Source organism: Pseudarthrobacter sulfonivorans (assembly GCF_001484605.1).
GTDB lineage: Bacteria > Actinomycetota > Actinomycetes > Actinomycetales > Micrococcaceae > Arthrobacter > Arthrobacter sulfonivorans_A.
The window spans coordinates 33,691-57,845 of record NZ_CP013747.1 but is presented as its reverse complement, the minus strand read 5'-3'; the positions used below and the strand labels follow the sequence as shown (position 1 = coordinate 57,845).

24 protein-coding genes are annotated in these 24,155 nt (G+C 61.0%); 9 read left to right on the top strand and 15 right to left on the bottom strand.

Features of this window, described 5'->3' with window-relative positions:
* Window positions 1-185 precede the first annotated feature (185 nt).
* Window positions 186-974, bottom strand: a complete 789-nt coding sequence (locus tag AU252_RS00245) for an SDR family oxidoreductase (RefSeq protein ID WP_058929002.1) — start codon at window positions 972-974, stop codon at window positions 186-188.
* A 335-nt stretch (window positions 975-1,309) separates the two neighbouring features.
* On the opposite strand from AU252_RS00245, the gene AU252_RS24915 reads away from it, so the two are divergent.
* Window positions 1,310-1,468, top strand: coding sequence for a LysR family transcriptional regulator (locus AU252_RS24915; RefSeq protein ID WP_430929460.1), 159 nt, complete (start codon window positions 1,310-1,312; stop codon window positions 1,466-1,468).
* Window positions 1,469-1,970: 502 nt separating this feature from the next.
* Here the strand turns inward: AU252_RS24915 and AU252_RS22940 are convergent.
* The 3 genes from AU252_RS22940 to AU252_RS00235 are packed head-to-tail and all read right to left on the bottom strand — an operon-like array spanning window position 1,971 to window position 3,504.
* A complete protein-coding gene (locus AU252_RS22940; protein WP_083510168.1) occupies window positions 1,971-2,132 on the bottom strand; it encodes a helix-turn-helix domain-containing protein in 162 nt (53 codons plus the stop codon).
* Window positions 2,129-2,338 (bottom strand): hypothetical protein, encoded by a 210-nt coding sequence (locus AU252_RS00240; protein WP_058929001.1) that lies wholly within the window; start codon window positions 2,336-2,338, stop codon window positions 2,129-2,131. Before AU252_RS00240 ends, AU252_RS22940 begins: the two co-directional genes overlap by 4 nt.
* Window positions 2,335-3,504 carry a GAF domain-containing protein gene (locus AU252_RS00235; protein WP_058929000.1) on the bottom strand — a complete coding sequence of 390 codons (1,170 nt, stop codon included), beginning with the start codon at window positions 3,502-3,504 and terminating at the stop codon, window positions 2,335-2,337. The genes AU252_RS00240 and AU252_RS00235 overlap by 4 nt, the downstream gene beginning before the upstream one ends.
* Before the next feature lie 382 nt (window positions 3,505-3,886).
* Between AU252_RS00235 and AU252_RS24250 the strand changes: the two genes are divergently transcribed.
* The 6 genes from AU252_RS24250 (at window position 3,887) to AU252_RS00205 (ending at window position 10,744) form a co-directional block, all read left to right on the top strand.
* A complete protein-coding gene (locus AU252_RS24250) occupies window positions 3,887-4,855 on the top strand; it encodes a flavin-containing monooxygenase (protein WP_205630612.1) in 969 nt (322 codons plus the stop codon).
* Window positions 4,738-5,517, top strand: coding sequence for a flavin-containing monooxygenase (locus tag AU252_RS24245; RefSeq protein WP_205630611.1), 780 nt, complete (start codon window positions 4,738-4,740; stop codon window positions 5,515-5,517). The genes AU252_RS24250 and AU252_RS24245 overlap by 118 nt, the downstream gene beginning before the upstream one ends.
* 211 nt (window positions 5,518-5,728) lie before the next feature.
* Window positions 5,729-6,778, top strand: coding sequence for a 2,3-butanediol dehydrogenase (locus tag AU252_RS00225; protein WP_058928999.1), 1,050 nt, complete (start codon window positions 5,729-5,731; stop codon window positions 6,776-6,778).
* 318 nt (window positions 6,779-7,096) lie between these two features.
* Window positions 7,097-8,032, top strand: a complete 936-nt coding sequence (locus AU252_RS00220) for a helix-turn-helix domain-containing protein (RefSeq protein ID WP_058928998.1) — start codon at window positions 7,097-7,099, stop codon at window positions 8,030-8,032.
* 270 nt (window positions 8,033-8,302) lie between these two features.
* Entirely contained in the window at window positions 8,303-9,271 is a 969-nt protein-coding gene (locus tag AU252_RS00210) for an NAD(P)H-dependent flavin oxidoreductase (RefSeq protein ID WP_058928996.1), read from the top strand.
* Window positions 9,272-9,706: 435 nt separating this feature from the next.
* Window positions 9,707-10,744 carry a Gfo/Idh/MocA family protein gene (locus tag AU252_RS00205; protein ID WP_240484269.1) on the top strand — a complete coding sequence of 346 codons (1,038 nt, stop codon included), beginning with the start codon at window positions 9,707-9,709 and terminating at the stop codon, window positions 10,742-10,744.
* 308 nt (window positions 10,745-11,052) lie between these two features.
* On the opposite strand, the gene AU252_RS00200 is transcribed toward AU252_RS00205, so the two are convergent.
* The 10 genes from AU252_RS00200 to AU252_RS00155 form a co-directional block, all read right to left on the bottom strand.
* Window positions 11,053-12,054 carry a sugar phosphate isomerase/epimerase family protein gene (locus tag AU252_RS00200; protein WP_058928995.1) on the bottom strand — a complete coding sequence of 334 codons (1,002 nt, stop codon included), beginning with the start codon at window positions 12,052-12,054 and terminating at the stop codon, window positions 11,053-11,055.
* A 1-nt stretch (window position 12,055) separates the two neighbouring features.
* Entirely contained in the window at window positions 12,056-13,186 is a 1,131-nt protein-coding gene (locus tag AU252_RS00195) for a Gfo/Idh/MocA family protein (protein ID WP_058932666.1), read from the bottom strand.
* A 26-nt stretch (window positions 13,187-13,212) separates the two neighbouring features.
* Window positions 13,213-13,950: a sugar phosphate isomerase/epimerase family protein gene (locus AU252_RS00190; RefSeq protein ID WP_058928994.1), complete on the bottom strand. Its 738-nt coding sequence runs from the start codon at window positions 13,948-13,950 to the stop codon at window positions 13,213-13,215.
* An 86-nt stretch (window positions 13,951-14,036) separates the two neighbouring features.
* The gene (locus AU252_RS00185; protein ID WP_083510166.1) at window positions 14,037-14,519 is read right to left on the bottom strand and encodes a heme-binding protein; all 483 of its coding nucleotides are present in this window, start codon (window positions 14,517-14,519) and stop codon (window positions 14,037-14,039) included.
* Complete coding sequence (locus AU252_RS00180) at window positions 14,516-15,484, bottom strand: aldo/keto reductase (protein WP_240484428.1); 969 nt, start codon at window positions 15,482-15,484, stop codon at window positions 14,516-14,518. The genes AU252_RS00185 and AU252_RS00180 overlap by 4 nt, the downstream gene beginning before the upstream one ends.
* Before the next feature lies 1 nt (window position 15,485).
* Window positions 15,486-16,364, bottom strand: coding sequence for a TolB family protein (locus AU252_RS00175; RefSeq protein ID WP_058928991.1), 879 nt, complete (start codon window positions 16,362-16,364; stop codon window positions 15,486-15,488).
* 38 nt (window positions 16,365-16,402) lie between these two features.
* Window positions 16,403-16,762 (bottom strand): tautomerase family protein, encoded by a 360-nt coding sequence (locus AU252_RS00170; protein WP_058928990.1) that lies wholly within the window; start codon window positions 16,760-16,762, stop codon window positions 16,403-16,405.
* Between the two features lie 24 nt (window positions 16,763-16,786).
* Complete coding sequence (locus tag AU252_RS00165; RefSeq protein WP_058928989.1) at window positions 16,787-17,575, bottom strand: carbohydrate ABC transporter permease; 789 nt, start codon at window positions 17,573-17,575, stop codon at window positions 16,787-16,789.
* Window positions 17,568-18,398 (bottom strand): carbohydrate ABC transporter permease, encoded by an 831-nt coding sequence (locus tag AU252_RS00160; protein ID WP_205630610.1) that lies wholly within the window; start codon window positions 18,396-18,398, stop codon window positions 17,568-17,570. The genes AU252_RS00165 and AU252_RS00160 overlap by 8 nt, the downstream gene beginning before the upstream one ends.
* A 162-nt stretch (window positions 18,399-18,560) precedes the next feature.
* Window positions 18,561-19,943 (bottom strand): ABC transporter substrate-binding protein, encoded by a 1,383-nt coding sequence (locus AU252_RS00155; RefSeq protein ID WP_157768896.1) that lies wholly within the window; start codon window positions 19,941-19,943, stop codon window positions 18,561-18,563.
* 333 nt (window positions 19,944-20,276) lie between these two features.
* Here AU252_RS00155 and AU252_RS00150 point away from each other — a divergent pair, with 333 nt between their 5' ends.
* The gene (locus tag AU252_RS00150) at window positions 20,277-21,506 is read left to right on the top strand and encodes an ROK family transcriptional regulator (RefSeq protein ID WP_058928987.1); all 1,230 of its coding nucleotides are present in this window, start codon (window positions 20,277-20,279) and stop codon (window positions 21,504-21,506) included.
* Between the two features lie 291 nt (window positions 21,507-21,797).
* Window positions 21,798-22,301: a hypothetical protein gene (locus AU252_RS00145; protein ID WP_058928986.1), complete on the top strand. Its 504-nt coding sequence runs from the start codon at window positions 21,798-21,800 to the stop codon at window positions 22,299-22,301.
* Window positions 22,302-23,466: 1,165 nt separating this feature from the next.
* On the opposite strand, the gene AU252_RS00140 is transcribed toward AU252_RS00145, so the two are convergent.
* Window positions 23,467-24,081, bottom strand: a complete 615-nt coding sequence (locus AU252_RS00140) for an adenylate kinase (RefSeq protein ID WP_205630670.1) — start codon at window positions 24,079-24,081, stop codon at window positions 23,467-23,469.
* Between the last annotated feature and the right edge of the window lie 74 nt (window positions 24,082-24,155).

The window sequence follows — 24,155 nt, the reverse complement described above, 5'->3', positions numbered from 1 at the left end:
AGTCCGGACTGCGCTTCGTCGAGGTTGCTAAGAATGGTCGCCGAACCCATAAACCATGAGCCTTCCGCGGAGGCACATGAGCTCACCGAAGGTGCTCTGCCCTAGAACGGGACAGCGCCGATCGAGAAGTTCGATCTCCTCGTGCGGCGCTGGCCCCTTCGAAGCATCCAAGCATATTGGTGACGTTAGACGAGTACCATACCGCCATCGATCATGATGGTCTGGCCAGTCATATAGTCGGAGTCCGAAGATGCGAGGTAGAGGGCCGTGCCAACCACGTCCTCCGCAACGCCTTTGCGGCCGATCAGGTTCGCTCCGGAAAAGGACTCGAATGCTTCGCCAGGACGGGATGTATCTCCCATGTCCATGAGGTCCAGGTCGAGCTTCTTCCATAGCGGGGTGTCCACAACGCCGGGCGCAAAGGCATTGGACGTGATTTTGTGCTTCGCCAATGCATGGGCAGCCGACTGGTTCAAAGCGGTCACCGCGAACTTGCTAGCGCAGTAAGATGCGAAATTCGGGTAACCTTGCCGGCCCGCGATGGACGATGTGACTATGAGCTTGCCACCCTTGCCCTGTTTGATCATCTGCTTAGCAGCCTCTTGCTGGCAGATAAGAGTTCCCAGGCCGTTCACGTCCAGGGTGCTTCGGAAGTTCTCTTCGGTGGTCTCCAGGAAGTGTGTCGGCTTTATTATGCCCGCAATGGCAAACATGCAGTCGAGTTGACCGAAGGAATCGACACTGGTCTGGACTGCCATGGCGACGTCGGCTCGGTCGACGACATTACCCGAAGCAGCAACGGCGCTACCGCCCGCAAGGGTGATTTCGTCCTTCACAGCGTTGGCCGCTGCAAAGTTTAGATCGAAGAGAGTTATGTTCGCCCCTTCTTTTGCAAGCGCGATGGCGATGACCCGGCCCATACCGCTCCCTGCACCTGTGATAAGGATGCTGCGTCCCTCTACACGTCCTGACATGTTGTCTCCTTCAGCTCTAGTGGGAGCATTTGATCAAGAGGCGCAGAGATCGACCGGGCCTCTCCGTGGAGCTGCCCCGTGCTGCGGCCAGAGGCGAAGCCTTCGAGCCTTATTCAACACTTCTGGTCAACTCCGTGCCGTCCGTCTCCCGGGATCGTTCCGTAACTGCCCACAAGCTCGTCGGTGAGCTGCAGGGATGTCCCGCGGTTGCGGCACATCCTCATCCTGCCTGTGGATTACCCGCAATTGATTGGAGTGTCCAAATTCTGCACAGTTCTGTCCGGCGCACGAAGATTTCCTCATGGGCGCCGGACAACTGCATGCATTCCTAACAGTTGCCCAGGAACTTCATTTTCGGGCGGGCCGCCGAACGGTTCCCCGTCGCCCGTCCGCCCCGCCGCCGGACGATAAAACAACTTGCGGCCGAACTTGGGACTCGCCTGCTGGACCGCAATACCCGTTCCGCGCTGACACTTCCACTGGACAGGCGTTGAATGCCCCTGTTACAGAGTTGCTCGTGCCTTTGCGCGGAGCCGAAGTCGCGGTCCGATCGCCGACGACGACGCTTGGACTCGTGCGGAATGCTTCGCCGGCGTTTCTACTGACCAACTAGTGGCCCAGCTTGCCAGGCTTGCTGGCGAGGCCTCATCTCGCTAACCCTCTCCGAAGGCGCAGTCATGCCTGAGTGGCCTCGAGGGCTGGCCTATGCCAACGGCCTTGTTGCCGACATCGTAGGGCGGCCCCGGACGCGCAGATGGCGTTGGAAATGGTCAGCGCCGAAGTTGGATGCCATCTGACACTGGCGTCTGTCGCGCGTAAGGCGAAGGATCCACATGTGGTGTTCGTCCCTCCTAATGACTCCACCGCCGATATCCACCTGAGGGCAGGGTGGCGTCGGGACGACACAAGTCCGGCCCTACAGGCCGTAGTGGACGAAGTCATCAGCCTCGATGGCCCGACGCGGGCCGTGACATCGGCGAAGCGCGGCCTTGAAAATCAGATCGAACCTTCGCCCGTATCAAGGCCAAGTTGGCGCAGCCGCCGATACAGGGTCGTCCTCCCCATACCCAGCAGCGCTGCGGCTTCGGATTTGTTGCCTCCGGCTGCGTCGAGCGCCCTGATGATGGCCCCGCGCTTTGCCGTCTCCATCATGCTCATGTGGCGTCGTGGCGGTGACTGCTGTAGATGCTTCGGCAAGTGTCGTCGTTCGATGACTGATCCTTTGCCTCACGTACGAGGCCTGCCACGGTGTCAGCGAGTTCGCTGATATTGCCGGGCCAGTTCCACTGGACCATCGACTGCAGAGCAGCCGGCGAAATGGTGTGACGCGCTTCCGGATCAACGACGTTCAGGAGGACCTTCACCAGACCGGGAATCCTTTCCGGGCGCTGAGCCAAGCACTCAGTATGCTCCGCTGGTCCGGCGGCATCGATAAACGCCTGGACATCGGCGCAGCTCGGTCGCGCCAGGAGGTCAGCAACAGGCTGCTGGCACGTTGCCCAGCTGCACGCGCCTTCCGTTGCCGCTCCACGACGCCGGCGAGACTGGGGATCTCGTTCTCGGCTAGCTCCTCCACGCGCCGGATCAGGACGTCCGTGCCGCCGGCTAAGAGGCCCTCCACGGTCGTCCACGGCGGAGCCGCCGCTGAGGATACGACAAACACTTCAAGACGTGCCACACGTTCTCGCGTGGTGCGCAGCCGTCCGGCTACAGTCGCCCGTCCAGAACCACGCGGTCCGTCAACGACGACAACTGCTGGGGCGGTGTTATCCCGCCCTAGCGTGGTAATGGTCGTCTTAGAGGGCACCGCCACTCCAGAATCGTGGTCTGGAGTTTCGCCAAAATTGGAGAAGTGAACCACGAAGTGTTCGCGCGGCCCATCCACGACCCTCCTTGCCGTGATCTCAATGAAAGTCTCCTCCAAATGACGGCGAAGCGTGCTGTTGGAGGACCAGTTGTGGGAGTTGATCAGTTCCCAGAGCATGACGTGTGATGCGACGTTGACGTAAGGCAGGCCCGGCGTGTTGGCAAGGATGGACTCTTTGTCCATCACCACTGTGGGTCGCTGTGAGCTGGTGAAGCGCATGAAAGACATCGCAAGTGCAAGGTCTTGGGGCCTGGAGGAGGTGCGAAGCCTCTCTTCGATCTGTTGGCTGATCTCCCGCGTGAGCGAGAGCATGATTGGGCTTGCAGCCTCGACAGGCCCTCCAAGTGAGACTGAGCCCACGACCAAGCCTGCCGGCGTATAGACCGGGGCGGCCGCACACGCCAAAGCGGCCAATGCGTCATTGTAGTGCTGGCTGCCCTTAACGAATATGGGACGCTTTTCCACCATAGAAGTCCCGAGTCCATTGGTGCCGATGGCGTCCTCGGAGTAGTCGAAGCCCTCTGCTGCGTGCACGCTGTCGAGTCGGCGTCGCTCACTGTTGTCACTGGTTCGCCGGGCCACGATGCTGCCGCCGCGATCGCTCAGGAAGAGCGTTGTGCCGGTGTCTGCCAGTTGGTGCTGCCACCGGTCGAGGACGGGCACTGCAGCCCGACACAGCAGCGAGTCTGTGTCGACGTCCTGATAACGCTGAGACGTGACGGAGCTTTTTGCTGCGCTGCCGATCGATCGGCGCCAGCTTCGGACATTACATCCGGGACGGCGGCGCTGGACCCGTACTTTCCACTTAGGCCAACGCGAATCAACTGCTCGCGAGCTTCGCGCACCGGTCGGACATACTGCCCCTTTGCCATGTCGTATGCCGTCCGAAGGCCGTCGGGTTTATTGCCGAATGAGTATGAATCGCGACTTTTCGGGTGGATCGAAGTGTTCCAAATTGGGACACCGGGTCGTGGTTCTGCCACTACAGACTGGTGTTTACAAAGTGAATTATCTCACAGTGCTCTACTAGTCGGAGGAAGACATCATGGACAACGCCGTCCCGGGGAAGACCTATCAGCTCGATGCGCTCGTTGTTGGAGCAGGCTTCGGTGGTATCTACATGCTGCATAAGCTGCGCAACGAGCTCGGTCTCGACGCCGTAGCGATTGACCGGGCCGGGGGTGTTGGGGGAACGTGGTTCTGGAACAAGTATCCGGGCGCGCTTTCGGATTCTGAGAGTTTTGTTTACCAGTACTCTTTCGATCGCGACCTCTACGAACAGACTCCGTGGAACACGAAGTACGTGCCCCAGGCCGAGATCCTGGCGTACCTGAATGGCGTCGTGGACCGCTACGACCTGCGGGAGCACGTCCGGCTTGAAACTGGCATGACTGAGGCTGAGTTCGACGAGGCCTCCGGCACCTGGACCGTGCGGACCGACCGCGGAGTCACGTTCCAGTCCCGCTTTCTGGTCACGGGCCTCGGCCTGCTCTCGGCCACCAATCTTCCGAAGTTCCCCGGCATGGAGACCTTCGCGGGCCGGCTGGTCCACACGGGTGCCTGGCCGGAAGACCTGGACCTCGCGGGCAAGCGGGTGGGTGTTATCGGCAACGGTTCAACCGGTAATCAGGTGATCACCGCCACAGCCCCGGTAGCGGCCCATCTGACCTCCTTCCAGCGCACACCGCAGTACAGCGTGCCGGCAGGCAACCGCCAGCTTACGGCGCAGGAACACCGTGCCCATCGGGAGAACTTTGAGGCGAACTGGGAACAGGTCAAGAACTCCTCGGTGGCCATGGGTTTCGAGGAGAGCGCCGTTCCAACGTTCAGCGTTTCCCCCAGGAACGCGAACGGATCTACCAGCGGACCTGGGAGGAAGGCGGGGGATTCCGCTTTATGTTCGAGACTTTCTCGGATATCGCCACGGACCAGGACGCCAACGAAGAGGCTGCGAAGTTCATCCGTCGCAAGATCGCCGAGATCGTCACGGACCCCGAAACGCGCCGGAAACTGACACCGACCGATCTGTACGCTCGCAGGCCGTTGTGCGATTCGGGCTTCTACGAGACGTTTAACCGTCCAAACGTCTCCCTCGTGAACGTCAAGGAAAACCCGATCGAGTCGGTGACCGAACAGGGCATCGTCACCGCCGACGGCACCCTGCATGAACTGGACGTGCTCATCTGCGCGACCGGGTTCGACGCCGTGGACGGCAACTATGTCCGCGTCAATATCCGCGGCCGCGATGGCGAAACCTTGAAAGAGCACTGGGCTGACGGGCCAACCAGCTATCTCGGCATGGCAACCAGCGGCTTCCCCAATATGTTCATGATCCTGGGCCCGAACGGGCCGTTCACCAACCTTCCGCCCTCAATCGAAACGCAGGTCGAGTGGATCAGCGAAACCATCAGCCACGTCCTGACCTCCGGCACGGGCTGGATCGAGGCCAAATCCGAAACTGAGTCCGACTGGACGGAGACGTGCTCGGATATCGCCCACCAGACACTCTTCCCACAGGCTGCCTCGTGGATCTTTGGCGCCAACATCCCCGGAAAGAAGCGCACGGTCATGTTCTACCTCGGTGGCATCAAGCAGTACCGGTCCATCCTCGCCGACGAGGCCTCCAACAAGTACCCGAACTTCGCAACCGACGCCGACATCCTGACCCCGGCCTGATCAGCACCACCACCGCCGGGCCCGGGAAGGACAGCCCGCCAAGCCATCCTTCCCGGGCCGCAGGCGGCCGGCTGCTCGTGGTCGGTGAAGACCGCGCTGCCGAGCCCGTAGGGCGAATAGGCCGCGAACTCGCCAAATTCGGACTAAACGAGTTCGCGAACAAGAAACTCATCCGCATCATCTGAGACCCGACACAACACTAGGAGACTCCATGCGCGCAGCAGTCTATTACGGCAAAAACAAACTTGAAATCGAAGACGTACCGGAACCAACCCCAGGCGAAGGCCAGGTGAAGATCAAAGTCAGCCGCAACGGAATCTGCGGCACCGACCTCCACGAATACTACGACGGGCCGATCTTCATACCGCCCACGGACCCTCACCCGCTCACAGGACAATGCATGCCCCTGACGCTGGGCCATGAATTCTCTGGTGTAGTCACCGAGATCGGCCCAAACGTCACGGATATTCGCGAGGGCGACCGCGTCACCATCGAGCCCATATATCGCTGTGGTGAGTGCCGACCGTGCAGGACCGGCCACTACAATCTATGCAATGTGATCGGCTTCCACGGCCTCATGGCCGACGGCGGGATGGCGGAATACACGGTCGTGCCCAGCAACCAGGTCCATAAACTCCCCGATAACGTCTCGCTGGAGATGGGAGCATTGGTCGAACCGATGTCCGTCGCCTACCACGCGGCCACGCTCGGTGAAGTCAACGATCAAAGCAGGGCCTTAATCTACGGCGCAGGACCCATCGGCATCGGCCTCTGGTTCGCGCTGCGTGGGATGGGCCTGACCGAAATCGACGTGGTTGAACCATCCGAGACCCGCCGCAGGTCCATCGAGGCACTCGGCGCACGCACCCTGGACCCGACCAAACAGGACGTGACCGCCCTCATCGCCGACCGGACCAACGGCAACGGAGTCGACGCCGCATTCGACGCCGCCGGCGTAGCCCCCGCAGTCCAATCAGCCCTCGAATGCCTCGGCGAACGCCGCCCCCTGATCAGCGTCGCAATCTACGAAAAACCCCTCCCCACACCCCTCATCAACCTCGTGCTCCGCGAACGACGCATCCAAGGCACCATCTGCTACACCGCAGCCGACTACTCCGCAGTCATCGACCTCATGGCAAAAGGCCACTACAATACCACCGGATGGGTGGAGGACGTTCCCCTCAGCGGCGTGGTCGAAAAGGGATTCGAACAGCTCCGTGCCGGCCAAAAAATGAAGCTGCTGGTGGACCCCACAACGTAGTCTCCCCAGATCGCTTGTAGCGTGGCTGACTGCGCCGAAGGCTGGCTTTGCATATGCAAGTCCAGCCTTCGGCTGTCCCCGGAATTCCGATGAGTCCTAACGAGTCCTGCGCCGTAAAGGCGCAGGACTCGCCAGTCGCGGCCTTACCCTGCTTCTCAGTGCAGAGGACTTCAACTTAGGGCCATGGTTCCGCTGGAAAGCCCGACTAACAGGACTCCGATTCGAACTAAATCGACCGGAACAGATCGATTCCGTGCACCTGCAACAGCCCGCCGAGCGGGATGATCCATCAACGCAATGACGCGAAGGAACACCAAGATGTCGAATTCCATTGAGGAGCAAGCGACTCTCTTCAGCGTCGCGCGAAGAGCGCTCACCTCAACGGAAGCGGCCCTCGAAGGGACAACGACTTGGCTCGCCATCACGGACGCCAATGGAAAGGTGACTTACGACTGGGCGGCGGCACCGAGCCTCCGCCGGCATCTTGCGCGGGCAGATGTCAGCGAGGGTGCCGACTTGGCCCAGCGTTCTGCGGGCAAGAATGGAGTGGGCGTCGCGCTTGCGACACGTGCCCCCGCAGTCGTCCATGGAACTGACCACCTGGATGAGCGCATGCACAAGCTTGTTTGTGCGGCGAGTCCAGTCCTGCATCCCATCACTCGAAAGTTGCTTGGCGCCGTAAATGTCACGTCACTTGCTGGCGAACCTAGCCCGCATCTAAAGGTTGCACTCAATATGATGCTGAGTGGGATAGAGGACTCCCTGACGCGTCTCTCGTGCGCCCGCCACCAGCGGCTCCTCGATGCCCACTTGCGGGTCAAGGCGGGTACAGGAGCGGCCGTCATTACCCTGGACCGCCGCACGATGATCGCCGAAGACGGTCTTGGCGGATTATCACTTGACCGAGAGCAGTTGTGGAGCTTTGTCGAGGAGGCCGGACCGTTTACTAGGGAATTCGTCCTACCGATGGGCATTCGAGCGCAAATTGTCCCTGTGATGCCGCCGCAGACTACGGAGGGTTGCTCGTTAGTACTGAGCAGACTTGATCTCGCAGGCCTTGCACGTTCGGTCGCAAGGGGTTCAGCCGCTCCGAGGGTAGTAATTCCGCCGGCACTAGGACAGCTTGAACGGGCAGAGCGGGAGGTTATTGCGTCTGTGCTGCGTGAGTGCTTTGGGAACAAATCGGACGCCGCAGAGCGACTACGAATCTCGCGCGGAACGCTTTACGAGAGAATCCGCCGGTACGGACTGTGAGGACGATGCAATCAGAGCTTCACCGTGCGGTCGACGCTAGTAAAGGCGCACAAGGAGAATTGGGCATGTGTCCAGCGGGCCGGAGGGAAGGTTCCCTCTCGGCTGTCGGTAGAGTCGGGGATCCGAAGCGGGATGGAGAAGATGGCCGTGACGCCGTCCAACCGTGCAGCATAGATCTTCGTCCGGAACACTTATGGAACTTGAGGGATCAGAGCGGCCCGCCTGCGTTGCGGGACATCTCCGATTCGTGGCCCCGGAAGGAAATCAATCATGAAAACACGGGCAACGACCATTCTTGGCATCGAACATCCCATAGTTCAAGGGGGCATGCAGTGGGTGGCTACTGCTGAACTCGCGGCTGCTGTCTCCAACGCCGGCGCGCTCGGCGTCATCAGTGCGCTCACAACCGGCTCACCGGAAAATCTGGCACGGGAGATTCGCCGCTGCCAAGACCTGACTGACCGCCCGTTCGGAGTGAATCTCACCATCTTGCCATCCATTATTCCGCCTCCCTACGAGGAGTACCGCGATGTAATTGTGAGCTCAGGCGTCCCCGTCGTGGAAACCGCCGGGAACAACCCGCGTTCATTCGTGGAGATATTTAAGGCGAACGGGATCACCACCATTCACAAATGCACCAGCGTGCGGCATGCACTTAAAGCCGAGTCGCTAGGGGTGGACATCGTCAGCATTGATGGGTTCGAATGCGCCGGTCATCCTGGCGAGGACGATGTTCCAGGGCTTGTCCTGATTCCTGCTGCTACAGCCCTGCTCCGAATCCCGGTGTTGGCCTCCGGAGGCATTGCCGACGGTCGAGGCTTGGTCGCGGCGCTAGCACTCGGAGCTGACGGGATCAGCATGGGGACGAGGTTCATGTGCACCCGGGAATCCCCGATCCACTCAAGGATCAAGGATGCGATTGTTGCGGCTACTGAGTTGGACACAGAGCTCATATTCCGCCCCTTGCGCAATACCTCGCGTGTTGCGAGCAATTCGGTCAGCCGCCAGGCAGTGGAGGTCTTGGCCAAGGGCGGTGTATTCGAGGACGTCAGGGAACTGGTGGCCGGGGCTCGAGGCAGACGGGTCTACTCGGAGGGTGATCCCGAGCATGGTGTCTGGACCGTGGGAATGGTCCAAGGACTGATCCACGACGTGCCCGGCTGCGAAGAGTTGGTGGCCAGGATTGTCCAAGATGCCGAGGCCCTGATCGATTTACGCCTGGGCGCGCTTACACGATGAACTCAACGCCGTCGCCCTCCGCGACCGGCACGTGCTGGAGGCGACAATGGTGCAGGCCCGCCGAGACCGCCCCTCCTGCCACCAGGGTCGGGATCTGCACGGTGCAGTCATCCGTTGACACTCAATGATCGGCGCCCTACTCGGTGCCGTTGCGTCGGGATCACTTTGTGGATGCAAAGCCCGAAGCTCATGGCCAGCCGGATCGTAATTGACCGTCAGTCCGGGACTTTCTTAACTATATATTGCTAAGTGGTGATTTTTCATATCCTTCTGGAGATGCCGCTATTCATCCGGGAGGACACGACATTGCCATGAAGCGCTGAGGACCGTCGGCGCCACATCGTGAGGCCCGCAACCGTGCCGCCGTGGTTGTCGCTCACCCCGGCCACGAGCTCGCAGTTCCAGCATCTCCTCCACCCATCGAGAAGGTTTCAAGTGTCGATTACTTTGCCGGTTCCCAGGACTATCCTCGCGGACTCCGTCCCTTCCCTCCGCTGGGGCGTACTGGGAACGGGGATCGCTGCACGCTTTGTAAACGCACTTCATGCCCACACGGGGCAGCGGGCGGTCGCGGTTGCTGCCCGTGACGCCGCGAAAACCCATGTGTTTGCTGCGGAGCACGGCATTCCGAAGGTACACATAAGCCCGTCTGCGCTAATCGCAGACCCCACCGTTGACGTTGTCTATATCGCAACTCCGCACCCGATGCACCATGACTTGGCTCTTGAGGCCATCCAGGCCGGAAAACATGTGCTGATCGAGAAGCCTGTCGCGATGACGGCGAACGAGACGCACGCCATCACTCGCGCCGGGCATGCTGCTGGTGTGCTTGTGATGGAGGCAATGTGGACGCGATACTTGCCCCAATCCGACATCGTCCGACAACTTCTGGCCGCCGGGGCAATTGGCGAAGTAAAGCTGGTCCGCGCGGATTTCGGGTTCATAATGCCCTTCGACGCCAGCCACCGCCTGTGGAACGCCGAGCTCGGGGGAGGGGCGCTCCTTGACGCCGGCATCTACCCAATTTCATTTGCTTCGTCGATCCTCGGCTCGCCAACCTCCATCTGCGCCTCCGGCGAGCTCGGGCCGAACGGGGTGGATGCACGTGCCGACCTTCTGTTGACCTCGGCGAGCGGAGCGACGGCACTTGCGTCGACTTCGCTCGTCACCTCCACGCCCGTTGTTGCGTCGATTATGGGAACGGCCGGGCGGATCGAGCTGGCAAGCCCGTTCTGCGGACCTTCGGCTGTGACTCTCACGATTGGTTCGTTTGGCTCTGAGGAAAGCGTGACATGGCGTGATGAGACATTTAAGACATTGCACGAGGGCCTGGGATACCAGGCGACGGCGTTCGCCTCCTACGTGGCGGAAGGGCGGACCGAGTCGCCGCTGCACCCGCACAACGAAATGATTTCGATAATGGCCACGATCGACGAGGCCCGGCGTCAGATCGCCGCCGGGGCTCCCTCATGAAGCCTGGTTGCTCCCGGGCCGCATGTGCAAGACCGCCGGTGCATATCCTGCGCTCGGCCCTAGCCTATGAATGGCAACAAGCTAGAACACAAATTCAGGATCCCGACGACGCTGGCACCGCAGAGCGCCAAGCACTGGGCTACGGACTGACCGATCCCGCGCGCAGCGCCCGTAACGATAGCGACCCGACGGTCAAATGCCTGTTCCGTGGACCTTATGTTTTGCAATGCGAAAGGTCCATTGATCGGGCCGACGGGCGAGTCCCGACGTCGGAATTCTGTTGCTCTGCAGATTAGCGGAGGGGCTTTCTAGGGGTTCGTGCTGAAGGCGGCGTCGAAGGAGGTGTTCGAGGCGGGGAAGTCGAACTTTTTCAGGGCTGCGAGGGCTTCGGGGGCGCCGTGGAGGCGGTCCATGCCGGCGTCTTCCCATTCGACCGAGATGGGGCCGGTGTAGCCGATCGCGGTGAGGGCGCGGAAGGACGATTCCCAGGGGACGTCGCCGCGGCCGGCGGAGACGAAGTCCCAGCCCCGGCGGGGGTCGCCCCAGGGCAGGTGGGAGCCCATGACGGTGTTCCGGCCGGTGGGGCGGAGCTTGGTGTCCTTGCAGTCCACGTGGTAGATCCGGTCCTTGAAGTCCCAAATGAACGAGACGGGGTCGATGCCCTGCCACATGAAGTGGGACGGGTCCCAGTTCAGGCCGAACGCTTCGCGGTGTCCGATCGCTTCGAGGGCGCGGACGGTGGTCCAGTAGTCGTAGGCGATTTCGGAGGGGTGGACTTCGTGGGCGAACCGGACCCCGCACTCATCGAAGACGTCCAGGATGGGGTTCCAGCGGTCCGCGAAGTCCTGGTAGCCGGCCTCGATCACGGAGGCGGGGACGGGCGGGAACATGGCCACGTACTGCCAGATGGAGGAGCCGGTGAACCCGACGACGGTCTCCACGCCCAGGGCTTTGGCGAGCCGGGCGGTGTGCTTCATTTCCTCGGCGGCGCGTTGGCGGACGCCCTCGGGGTCCCCGTCGCCCCAGACCTTCGCGCCCACGATCGCCTGGTGCCGGAAGTCGATGGGGTCATCGCACACGGCCTGGCCCTTCAGGTGGTTGGAGATGGCCCAGACCTTCAGGTTGTACTTCTCCAGGACGGCGAGTTTGGACTCGACGTACCCGGGTTCGTCCCAGCGCCAGGCATCCAGGTGGTCCCCGGAGACGGCGATTTCCAGGCCGTCGTAGCCCCAGCCGGAGGCCATACGTGCGACTTCCTCGAACGGGAGGTCGGCCCACTGGCCGGTGAACAGGGTGTAAGGGCGGGGCATGTCAGGCTCCTTCAGAAGCGGTGGTGCGGGCCAGCGGGATGGTGGAGCTTTTCGCTGCGGCGGACTCTTCGATGGCGTTCAGGATCCGCTGCACCTCGAGGCCGTCCTCGAACGACGGCGACGGCGGGGTTCCGGTGCCGATGGCGGTGAGGAGGTCGCGGATTTCGTGGGTAAAGGTGTGTTCCCAGCCGATGATGTGCCCTTGCGGCCACCAGGCTTTAAGATACGGGTGCCCGGGCTCGCCGACCAGGATCCGGCGGAACCCCTGCTCGCGGGCGGGTGCGGTGGCATCGAGGAAGTGAAGTTCGTTGAGGTTTTCCAGGTCGAACCGGATGGCGCCCTTATCCCCATAGATCTCCAGCTTCAGCGAGTTCTTCTGGCCGGTAGCGACCCGCGAAACGTCAACTGAGGCGACTGCTCCGGAGGCGAGGGACAGTGTGGCCCAGGCGGCGTCGTCGACCGTTACGTCCTCCATGCCCGCCGCCCCGGGGCGGCGCGTGGTGAAGGTGTGCAGGCGGCCGGAAACCTCGGTGACCCGGTCCCCGAGCAGGAACACGACCTGGTCGATGGCATGCGAGGCAATGTCCCCGAGCGCCCCGGAACCGGCGGTTTCCTTGTTCAGCCGCCAGCTCATGGGCGCCGTTTCATCCGCCAGCCAGTCCTGCAAATAGGCGGCCCGGACCTGCCGGACAGTTCCCAGCCGGCCTTCCGCGATGAGTTCCCTCGCCAGGGCCAACGCGGGGACCCGCCGGTAATTGAAGCCGATCATCGACTGCACGCCCCTGGCCCGGGCTGCCTGGGCGGCCGCCGTCATGGCCTCGGCTTCGGCAAGCGTGTTGGCGAGTGGCTTCTCCACCAGGACATGCTTGCCTGCCGCGAGCGCAGCGATGGCGATCTCGGCGTGCATCCAGCCCGGGGCGCAGATGTCCACGATGTCGATGTCATCGCGGTCCAGGACTGTGCGCCAGTCCGTCGCAGTCTCGGCCCAGCCGTACTTCGCGGCAGCTTCCTCCACTCCGGCGGGGTCCCGGCCCACCAGAACCTTCTGTTCAAAAACCGGGACATCGAAAAAGCTGGCCACATTGCGCCAGGCGTTGGAATGGGCCTTGCCCATAAACGCATAGCCGATCATCGCGACGCCCAAGGAAGCGGGCAGGCTCACGCGACCCTGCCGGCCGTAAGGAAGGCGAGCGACTCGGTGATGCCGTCGAAAATATCGCCGGAATAGTCGTCAAACTCAACGACGCCGACCTCCAAGGCCTTAGCTGCGCCGATGACATCCCATACGGCGATCTGGCCCTGCCCAGCAGGTTGCTGCTTCTTGGTGTCCGCAGTAAGGGGTCCGTCTTTGATGTGGATGAACTTGACCCGGTCGCCGAGGCGCTCCAGCACCGCGACCGGGTCCTGGCCGCCGACAGCGACCCAGTAGGTGTCGACTTCCAGAACCAGTTCGGGGTCGAGGAGGTCGGCGAAGTATTCCAGTGCGGTGCGACCCTCGATAATGGACTCGAGTTCCCACGCATGGTTGTGGTAGCCGACACGGATGCCGTATTCGGCGCCCTTCTTGGCTGCGGCGTTGAGGCTCGAGGCTGTGGCCTGGATGTCCCTGGCGGATTGCCAGTGCTCGGCGGGAAGGTAAGGGTCGATGACGGTGCTGATGCCCAATTCCTTGGCAGCGGCGAAGATCTCGTCCTGGTCCTGGCTGAGCAGGGGTGCATGGCCGGACGGGGCGGTGAGGCCGTTCTCTTTCAGCGCGGCGCCGAGTTCCGTGGCGGTAGCCACGAAGTTGTATGGTTCAACCTGCGTGAAGCCGATTTCCGCGACTTTGCGTATGGTGCCGGGCAGGTCGTCCTGGATGGCGTTCCAGAGCGTGTACAGCTGGATGGAATAAGACATTGTGTCCTCAAGTGGCGTTTGAATACAGATTGAATCGGACTGGTTCGTCCTAGGTGACTGTGCGCACGTTTCGTGAATGTCACGGCTCAGCGTCGCTTGGCGGCTACCCGTAGTGCATCCATGGCGAGGTCGTGGTCCTCTCGAATGGATCCCACCAGGCCGGAGACCGCTATGGCGCCTACCGTGATTCCGGCGACGATGATCGGCACGGCTCCGCCGGCAATCGCGAATTTACGTTGGTCGAGCCAGTCGGGAGTTTGGCCGGAGAGCTCTTGCCGAAGGACGAATTCGAGACTCGGAATTTCATGGCGGAGGGCGGTATTGATCTTTCGGCGCACCCAGTCGTCGTGCTCGGCGGTGGTCCCGGCGAACGCGGCGTGGAATACGCGCTGCGTTCCCCGGGACACTGCGACCACGATGGGCAAGTGATCACGTTCTGCCACGGCAGCGGCCGCTGATCCGATCCTCCTTGCGTCCTCATGGTCGAAGCGTTCGAGCGTCCGGTCAGCAACCTGGCCTCGGATTTCTTCGAGCATCATTCGTAGATCGGGTTTCGTCGGCTCGATCATGGATCGACCTGGTCGAGCCAGTTGGAGGCGTCGGGTGTCAGTTTTTCGGCTGCGGCCCAGAACTCTTCGGGGAGTTCCGTATTGGCAGATACGAGAAGCGGGTCGATGCGCTGCGGTTTGCTGATCCCGACTACTGACATGTGAATGCGAGGATCGCGCAACGAGAATTGCAGCGCGGCAGTGGCGAGGTCGGTTCCCCACTGGCGGCACAACCCTTCGAGGGCGACGGCGGCGTTGATCGTCGCGTCAGACGCAGGGCGGTAGCCGTACATGCGTTGGCCGTGTGGGTTGGCCAGCAGTCCTCCACCGAGGTAGGCGGCGTTAACGACGCCCATCCCTGCCGCGGAAGCCCGGTCGAACAGTGCACCGGCGCTGCGGTCGACTAGGGTCCAGCGGTTGTGGTTGAGGAGTACGTCGAACACGCCCAGGTCCAGGAACTGGTGCATTACCTTTACGTCACCACCGGCCACGCCCAGTGCTCCGATGACGCCTTCGCGCTGGAGCTCGACAAGTACTTCCACCGCACCTCCGGGAGCGTCAAGCCCTTGGTCGAGGGCGTACTCCGGATCGTGGAGGTATACGAGAGGCAGCTTGTCGATGCCGAGACGCTCCATGCTCTCCTTAATCGACTGACGGACGCGCTTGCCAGAGTAGTCGCCGTCCTTTGCATCCGTCTTAGTGGAGATGAGGTAGTCGGCGGGCAGGCCGCCCGCGCGGGCGATGCCCTGTCCTATTCTTCGTTCGCTGTCGCCGCTCGAGTATCCGTTTGAGGTGTCAATGACGCGCACCGGGCTGCGAAGCAGTTTTGTCACAAGGTCCACTGCCTGTTCGGTGGGCACGTCGTACCCGAACATTTCCGGCATGCTGCCTATGGGGCCTCCGCCGGCGGCGACGGCGGAAACTGTTAGGCCGGTGGAGCCGAGGGTCCTAAGCCAATTCGCCTGCTGCTTGAAGGTCATTTCCATCTCAGGCAATCGGGTAGGCGACGAAGGCGAAGCGCGTGCCATCGGGTGACCAGCTGTTGACGTTGATCGTGCCCTGTCCGCCGAACACCGGATAGCGTTGGATCGGAGTTGACCAGTCCTCGGGGGAGACGACTATGACTTCGACGTCGAGGTTCCCCGGGTGACCCAGGGTTCCGGGCGGGAAGGAGATATATGCGGCTGAGCCATTGTCGGCGGACAGGTGGGGGAACCAGTCCACAGTCCCGCTGGTGACGAGTCGCTCGACTGCGCCGCTGGTGTCGTGGATTCGCGCGAGCTGAGCGTGCCCTGGCGCGGTCGTGAACGCCTCTGTGTTGTAGTAGATCCACTGTCCGTCGGATGACCATTCAGGTCCGTCGAGGTGTGCGTTCCCGGTGTCCGGGCGTTTTACTTCTCCGCCCGATACGGGCAAAACGGCAAGCTGGCCGGGGTCTCCAAATTCCTTGAGTTCAACGTAGGCAAGGCGTTTGCCGTCGGGCGAGACTCCATGGAGAAAGTGCCACATGCCGTCGTCGGGCGTGACCCGCTCGGCTGCGCCCCCGGTCAGGGCAGCGCGATAGATGTGTCCGTCATTTGCCGATAGGAAAATGTGTTCTCCGTCGGGGTCCAGAACGTGGTCGTTGTTAAGTTCGGGAAGTGCGTCGTAATCGATCTGCCGAAGCCCTGACTCCGGAGTTGCGACATCCAGTGCCCAGAGAAGGCCGTTTCCGTTCAGGTAGAGGGTCTTGCCGTCGAGTGACCAGTTCGGTGCTTCGATCTGGAGTCTATTGGTCTCGAACAGCAAGGTTGGTTGGGCCTGGGCTGGACCGCCGATGAGTATCTGGGATCGCTGACCGTCAGCGAGTTGTGGAGCGAAAGACATGCGGTAGTTCTCCTTAGGAGGTGTGGAAGTAGTTATGGTTAGACAGGTTCCGGCGCGTACCAGGCGGCGCCGTGTACCTCGACGTGTACCAGGAGCAGGTTGTCCCGTTTGATCCCGAGGGCTGAGACTTCGTCCACGATCGCGGCCATGGTCCGTTGTTTCTGCTCGTCGTTGTAGACGTTCTGGGCGACGAGTTCGATGAAGATGATGTCATCGCGTTGCTGGTTGGGGAACGTGGGTGAGTAGACGAGCTCGCCTGGCTCGTGGAGCCGGAAAATCTGGAACAGGTCGTCTTCGGGCATCTCAAAGCCGGTGACCATCCCGCGGAGGATGGCAGCGCTGATGTCAGCCATCTTCGGCTGGAGGGCGCGGTGCATATCGATTCGTGCGTGAGGCATGGTGGACTCTTTCGTGGTTTCTGGCTACTTCAAAGCACCGGCGGCGAGGCCACGTTCGAAGAACTTTTGGAGGCTGATGTAGGCGATCAGTACTGGCAATGCGGTGAGGACCGCGGCTGCGAGGACCTTGGTTTGGTCGTTGTTGAATTGCCCGACGAAGTATTGCGGGACGAGCGTGATGGTCTGCTGTTCGGGAGTCTGCAGGAACAGCAGCGGGAGAAGGTATCCGTTCCAGGAGCTGATGAATACCAACACCACGATGGCTGCCACGATCGGGCGTGTCAGCGGCATGATGATGTGGCGGAAAGCCTGCCAGGTATTTGCTCCGTCAACCCTGGCCGCCTCAATCAGTTCGTTAGGGATGCCGTCTACGAAGTTGCGGGCCAGAAGCACGGAGAATGGAATCTGCAGGGCCGCAGCAGGAACGATCACCGCCCATAGCGAGTTGTAGGCGCCAGCGGCAGTCACTGTTGCAAACAGCGGGGCTAGCAGCACTACTTCGGGCAGGGTTAGGGCGCCCAGAAGCATCCAGAAAAAGAGTTCCTTGCCACGGATGTGAAGTTTTGAGAAACCGAACGCCGCGGTGAGCGTGCATACCAGCACCAGTGCGAGGACAGCCACGGAGACCAGAATGCTGTTGATGAAGAACCGTGGCAGCAGCCCGAGTGAGAGGACTGTTGCGTAGTTTCCCCAGCCGCTTCCGGCCAGGGACCCCTGGACCATGGCAATGAGTGGGAATGCGAAGGGCACCACCATCAGCGTCAACACGAGCTGGAGAGCTCCTCTGGTGTACCAAGTGCGGACCTCAAACACGGGAGGCCTCCTTATCCTTGCCGGCGATGTTCAGGACGATGGCAACGCTAAGTGCCAGGACCAGGAGAACGATCGAGAGAGCGGCGCCATAGCCGACCTGTGAAAGGGCCACGCTGACGCGGTAGATTTGCGTCCCGAGGAACTCGGTGCCATATGCAGGCCCGCCCTGGGTGACGAGGAAGGGCCAGTCGAAAGTCTTGAGCGAACCTATCGCTGTGAGGATCGCGATTGCCAATGTAGTCCCTCGGACGCCGGGCCAGATGATGGACCGGATGATGCGCAGGTTCCCTGCTCCGTCCAGTCGGGCCGCCTCCATGACGTCGGGCTCAATCTGGCTCATCGCTGCGTAGTACAGCACGAACACGACGCCGGTGGACTGCCAGATCGCAACGGACATTACGACCATTAGTGCGGTGTTTTGGTCGGCCAGCCATGCGTAGTCAAAGTCACGCGGGCCAAAGGCCTGGATCAGTTGGTTCAATTGCCCTTCGGGGGCGTATATCTGTCGGAAAACGGGCGCCATGGTGGCAGGGGCCAGGACCACAGGGATGAAGATCAGGACCTTGTAGAGGACGCCCAGCTGCACTTTCGAATGCAGGAGGATGGCGAAAAACATCCCAAGCCCGACCTGGACTGCGAAGGTAACTACGAAGAAGATACCTGTGTGCGCGATCGACTTCCAGAACACCGGGTCCTCGAAGAGGCGTGTGTAGTTCTGGGTTCCGATCGGAATCGGTTGAGGACTGGCGCCGTCCCAGCTCAATGTGGAGATGTAGCCGGTGTAACCGATGCAGTAGTAAAGGACGCCTACCGAGACCACCATCGCCGGTAAGATCCATGGGAATCCGAATCTGCGATCGACCCGCTTTCCCCGGCCGGAGGCTCCGAGGCCTGGACGTCCAGCCCTATTGGCGTGACCGCCTGCATGTCCGTCGTGTGGTGGGTGTTCCACGGCGGTTAGCGTGGTGCTATTTTTGCCCATGGGTCACTTGCTCACTGGGTTTGCGTCGGCCACACTTTGAACATCTTCTGCGACTTGGCTGGGACTGCGCTGCCCGGTGAGCAATGCCTGGTTGGCATCTATAACGGCTTGGATATGAACAGCCGCCAGGCTCTGTTGGCGCGGTTCAGTCGATTCCGCGGTTTCCTTCGCGAACTCCCGGAGCAGTGGAGTCTGGACCTCGGGATTGACTAGCTGGACGGAGTCCCAAGCTGCTTCTACGCCTTTGAGTGTAGGAATTGAGTCGACGTTGTTCGCCACGACCTGCTGGCCCGCTTTGCTACCACCAAGCCACAGGGCGAAGGTTGTTGCGGCACTGCGGGACTTGGACTTGGTGTTTACAGCTTGGGCGGCATCGGGATCACTGAAGACCGTGCTGGGGTTACCCTTGCCGGCGACGTCCGGGAACGGCACCGGAACAATCGTGATTTTCGGGGTTTCCGCAGGAACACCTGCGCCCGAGAGCGCAGCGGTGAGGCTGTTGACGGTGGCGTACTGCGAATACCAGTAGCCCATCTGAACCATGGGAACCTTGCCGGTAAGGAAGGCGTTGTTAACGTCTGGATACTGCTGCACGCCCACCGCGCCTTCGTCGAGAATGCCATTCTCCGAGAGCTGCTTGAAGATCTCCCAGGCCTTGACCATGGCAGGGTCTGTCCATTTCTTTTCACCGCGAGCAGCAGCTGTGAAAACGCCGGGCTCCACGCTGTTCGCGATCGAGTGCAGCGTGTCAACGTCGAAACCGCTGCCACCAACTCCCTCCTTGAAGCAACCATGACCGTTGGCCCGGAATGTCTCACATACCTTGACCCACTCCTGCAACGTGGTCGGCGCCGAAAGCCCGTACTTGTCAAAAAGATCCTTGTTGATCCACATCTTCCCGGCGCCCTGCTTGGCCCACGGGAGACCGGCGAGCTTGCCCTGAACAGTAAAGGCGTCCGCCATGGTCGGCGCGATCTGCGACTTCCAGTCGCTCCCAAGCTTCTCAGCTATCGCCGGCGTAAGGTCCTGCGCATACGGGGCGAAAACATTCACCGGGCCCACAGCCCCGCTCGCCGCAACCGTGAAGACATCGGGACCGTCGTTGGACGCTAGGGCAGGACGAAGTACACCGGTGTAGTCGGCATTGGGCACCTTCTTGAAGGTGACCTTGATGTTGGGGAACTCCTTGTTGAACTCGGCAATTTCCCTTTGGGCCAAATCATTGTCAGGCGTCCAGCTCCACCACTGGATGGTCCCCTCGGTCGCCGATCCGCCGTCGTTGGATGGCGCCGAGGCTGAGCATCCGCTCAGCGCGAGTGCGCCGGCGGCTAAGAAGCCCGTTGTTACTAACGCCGAACGGATCAGCCGTCGCTTTGCTTGAAACACCTTTGTTCCTCCAATTCTTGAGCCCTCTTGTGTCCAGGGAATTCCCGCCGGGGCAACGCCGTCAGCGGCGCTTTCAAAAGAGTATGATGAAAGTCACTACTTTGCAATAGTTGGTTAAGAAAGTTCGACGAGGTTGTTTTGAAGTCCGCCACCACGGCCGAATCGCCCTCAGGGTCAGACAGGAGACGCTACAATTGAGAGTTTTTGGATGTTCGCCGTGAGTTGGCCCGAGGAGCGGGTTTTTGAGGAACCTCGTGTGCGAAGCCCGCGGCGTCGTACGTCAGGGACGCCGTTAAGCGGGGGTTGTTCGAGTGGTGTAAATTGCATGGCATCATGAACGAGATCACTCCGCGTCGACTCAAGGGCCGGTCCTACGCTGAGACGCGCAGCGCTGTGCTTGACCTTATTCGCTCCAGCGAAAGCATCTCGAGGGTGGAACTCGCGCAAAAGTCTTCCCTAACCGAGGTGACGATCTCGAAGATCGTGAAGGAGCTCCTTGCTGAGGGAATTGTCATCCAAGCGGGCCAAGGCAGGTCGACCGGCGGCAAGCGCCCCACCCTGCTCAAACTAAACACCGGGGTCCTGTACGCCGTCGGTGTGGCCCTCGATGTCCCGACGATCGTCATAGTGCTTTGCGGCCTCAGCGGGACGCTGATAGAGCGCGTCGATATCCCAGGGATGGGTGTCGAACCTCCACCAAATGTCGTCGCTCGTGTTGCTGAGGCCATACGCCACTTACTCGAAAAACGCGGGCTTCAACCGTCATCGATCATGGGTGTAGGGGTAGCTTCAAGTGGGCGCCGTCGAGGGCCGCTGGGCTGGGGTGCCGACCCGACAATTGCTAAGAATTGGGAACAATTCGACACTGCCGCCGAGCTTGAACTGCAGTGCCGTATCCCGGTCGTCGTCGAAAACGATGCGAATTGCGTGGCGCTAGGCACCTTCTGGTCCAGGGGCACCACGGCTGCACGCGACTTCATGACGGTGTACATGGCCCAGGGAATAGGCGCCGGCATCGTGATCAACGGAGCCGTGTTCCGCGGCGCCTCCGACAATGCCGGTGAGCTCGGCCACGTTGTCGTTGAGCCCGACGGTGTGGAGTGCTGGTGCGGGGCGAGCGGATGTCTCGAGACTGTAGGGACTCCTCGGGGGATCGTGCGCCAAGTACAAGCGGACCCAAAGCTGGCCGCGTTGTTTGGCGTCCGCGACGAACCGAACGAAGCAGTAATCTACAAGAACGTACTAGAAGGCCTCAGTAAGGGCATGCCTCAGGCTGAAGCGCTGATTACTCGGTCAGTTGACCGGGTTTCCTCAGTATTGCTCGGACTGGCCAATGTACTCGACCTCGATTGGATCCAGCTCACTGGTCCGGGTTTCGCAGCCGAGGGCAAACGGTACGCGAAGCAGCTCAGAAAACTCACCGATAACGCTTCGTTCACGCGTGGAGTACACACTGTCACCGTAGAGCTCGGCGGGACCGGTCCGGATGTGGCTGCATTGGGAGCGGCGTCCGTAATCCTCCATGGCAGCCTCACGCCTCACCATCAGAGCGTCCGAAACTAATCTTGACCCGGGATGACATTTTCTTGACGCGGGCGTACTCGATCAGCGCTACTTCCAACCACCCTACGCGGGCCCTATTGGCGGGACATAGTTTCGCGTTCCACATAGCGGGACGGAGACTCCCGTCACTTCTCCAGCCGGTCCTAAGCTCAGTGCAAGCTAAGAATCCGCGGTGAATCCCGCCCCGGCAGCAGCCATTCAGAGCCAGTCGCGAAAGCCTCTGCGGTTAACCTCATCAATGGATTGCAGTTACTAGCCCTATGGAGCCGCTTTGTAAGTGCCGTTCCCTTGGTGGTATTTGCACTCTTCGCATTGTTCGATAAATGGCTGTGGGCCTGGTGGCTGGTACCAAAGTTCGTCCAGCGCCCTGTTCTTCAGGGAACTTGGCACGGCTATCTCACCATCTGGGCAGCATGGAATCCGGCGAAGTTCCATCTGGTCGATTCGGTACTGACGGATATCACCTCCGGCGTCTCGGCATTCCGGTCGGACGGGTGCTACTTCCGGCTGTACGAATGCCCGATCAAAGGAAATACCCTCAGGCTCTTAGGTCAGATACTCGTCCGGTCCGAGAACACTGCCACTGACGCGGTTCCGATCCAGGTCAAGAACAACACGGTCAGCGGCATCCCCGGTACGACCGAGCCCTTTTTACGTCTTGGACTCCCGGTTGCAGCCGGCGCGGACCTTACCGGCAACACCGGCACCGGCAGCAAGGCCAACAACATCCACTTTGGCGGTACATTGATCCAGAACTGCGCCTATCGGAAAGCCGCTTGCGGCTTCGTGGCATAGTCATGTGCATGTCTGCCGAGGAGATCATGAGATGGGAGAAGGAGGTGTCACAGCCATGACCGTCTACATTGTTGCGTGGGCCGGCCTACGTGCGCCTGAGTGTTCGGGCTCTGGCAGGTGGCGTCACCTACAACCTAAGACTGGTTCCGTAGGCAGTCCAAACTCGCGCAAGCGCAAACGTCAACCGCGTTCCCGTATTGGGGGCGCGGTTGACGTTTGGAAGGCGCAGAAAAGCGATTTTGGAGGTGTGCACATTGTGCACACTTTTGCCGTCGGACTGGGTCGTACCTAGGTCGGATCGGGCCGGATTCCGCATGTTTCCGCGGGTGCCCAGTGTTTGCAAGGGCTGGAATGCAGTTCGAGTCCCACCTCGGGCACGTTTTCCCACGTCAGAGGCGTTTTATTGCTTCTGATGTGCGTACATTTACCCTCCTTGGCCCCCCTGAGGCCGGCTGCGCAGTGTGCCTGGCGCCGTGCGCGCCTATGACATTGTGTGGGTGACGGGTCAGGGCCCTGGCTGGTGGGCCCCCCGCCAGCTGGGATCTGGGGGTATTTATGTCTCCTTCCTGGCTTCTGCTGACAGTGGTAGGTCTTTCACCTATTCATGTACCGCCGCTGTGTTGATGACATGACCTGGACGACGTTTCCTGAGTCTTTCTCGCTGAGTCTCGCTTCGTTCGGTTGCCTGGGGGAGCGGGAACGTGGCCTTTGTCCGGCCAAAGGGGGTGTGTACATTGTGCACACTCTGAAAACGGGCGGCTGTGCGGCTGCGACTTATCCCCTTCCTGCACACTGTTGATTCCAGTTCATGCGTCCAGGCGGTCAGGGCGACATGACCCTCGCGGGAAAGTCGGCGTCCATCGTCGTGTTTAGATTCGTAGCCTGCCTGGGTAGCCCTGTCGCTTTTCGTTTCCGCTCCTCGCCCGTTTCCGATGACATCTCTTCATGTTCCGGGCGTGGTTTTTGACATGACTTGCGGGGGAAACCGACTGCGGCCGCCCGGCGTCGCGCCGGATTGAAGGGCCTGCGGGCCAGTGGCTCAGAGCGAGGTGTGTGGGACCGGAGCCCACCAATAAACACGGTGTATGCGCAGGTCAGGGGCGCTCCAGGCTCAGTGTGTGCATAAATTTCATGTGAATTGGACATGTGCGCTCATCCTCTTCAGTCACGTTGCGGCGCAGATTTGCCGCAATAGCAATTCGGGCGACTTCGATCCGAATCCGGCTGCCTTGATGGCCTGCATGACGCGGTCGGTGACCTCGTCGACGCCGCCGATGCCGTCCACTTGGGTCAGTATGCCGCGTTCGGCATACTTGGCCACAACTGCCTCCGTCTGCTCGTGGTGCAGGTCGAGCCGGTGGCGGATGACGGCTTCGTTGTCGTCGCTCCGTCCCGTTTCCCTAGCACGGCCCAGAAGTCGTGCAACGAGTTCCTGGTCGTCAGCGGTCAGCTGGAGCACGACGTCGAGGCTCTGGCCGCCTTCGGCCATAATCCCGTCGAGATAATCCACCTGTGCAGTGGTGCGCGGGTAACCGTCCAGCAGGAAGCCGCTTTCGACGTCGCTCGCGCTGAGGCGGTCCCGCACCATCCTGTTCGTCATGCTGTCCGGAACGAAGTCCCCGGCATCCATGTACTTCTTGGCCTCGACGCCCAGCGGCGTCTCACCCTTCACGTTGGCGCGGAAGATATCGCCGGTGGAAATCGCCACGACGCCGAGGCGCTCGGAAATACGTTCCGCTTGCGTTCCTTTTCCGGAACCGGGGGGTCCAATAATCAACATTCTGGTCATCGCAATTGCCCTTCGTAGTGGCGCGGTTCTAGCTGCGGGTTGATGTGCTTGCCGGTCTGGGACGA